Consider the following 738-nt stretch of genomic DNA (forward strand, 5'->3'; position numbering starts at 1 on the left):
GCACACCGCCTCGGTGTGCCACGGGGCGTCCTGGTCCCTTTCTCGCACCGGCTCCCGTTGGGGCGGAACGGCAGCGACCTGCAGGGACGAATGCGGCGGTTGCAGCACGGTCTACTCCTGACGACGGCTTCTTCGCGAGCTGGAGGGAGCCGTGGGGCCCACGTGGGCCGGGGCAACGGGTCCGGAGCGTCCGGGGCGTGCGATCGCAAGGCGCGCGCGTGCCGGGCGTACCGAGTCCCGCGTGAAGCCCACGGCACCCTCCAAGAGACGATGCAGCAAGCCCTACCCGCTGTGCGCGCGCCTATGCACTGAGTTCCCGACCGCTGAGGCTCCAGGGCACTGCCGAGGCATCGCGACCTGACCGAATCCCTACCGAATCCCTTCGGGTGCGACCGAATTCACAACCGTCAATGACCCAGGTGTTTGCGCGAACCCCTGTCGACCTTGCGGGAGACGCGGTCGAGGACGTCCTCGATCATCTTGCCCCGCTTGGGTTTCGCCTCGACGTTGCCGAGTATGGCCAGCCCGTCCACGTAGACCACGGGCGCGTCGGGATCACCCGAATCCAGCGTGCTCACCTCGAAGTTGCCGAGCACACCGCCGCCCGTGCCGCGCAACGAGACGTTCTCCGGGACGCGGATCTCGACGTTGCCGAAGACCGAGATCGCCTTGATCACGATCTGCTGGTACTCGAACATCGCCTCGCTGAGGTCGATCTCGACAGTGCCGAAGATCGCG

At 67.1% G+C, this 738-nt stretch carries 1 protein-coding gene and 1 pseudogene; both read right to left on the reverse strand.

Going from position 1 to position 738, the window contains the following annotated elements; translation table 11 throughout:
* Nucleotides 1-108: pseudogene (locus STRTUCAR8_RS53835) on the reverse strand (WhiB family transcriptional regulator); the annotation flags it as partial.
* A 299-nt stretch (nt 109-407) separates the two neighbouring features.
* On the reverse strand, nt 408-738 hold a 331-nt coding region (locus STRTUCAR8_RS03690), incomplete at its 5' end, for a LiaF domain-containing protein (RefSeq protein WP_044471578.1).

It is taken from the genome of Streptomyces turgidiscabies Car8, from assembly GCF_000331005.1.
In the GTDB taxonomy this organism is placed as follows: Bacteria; Actinomycetota; Actinomycetes; order Streptomycetales; family Streptomycetaceae; genus Streptomyces; species Streptomyces turgidiscabies.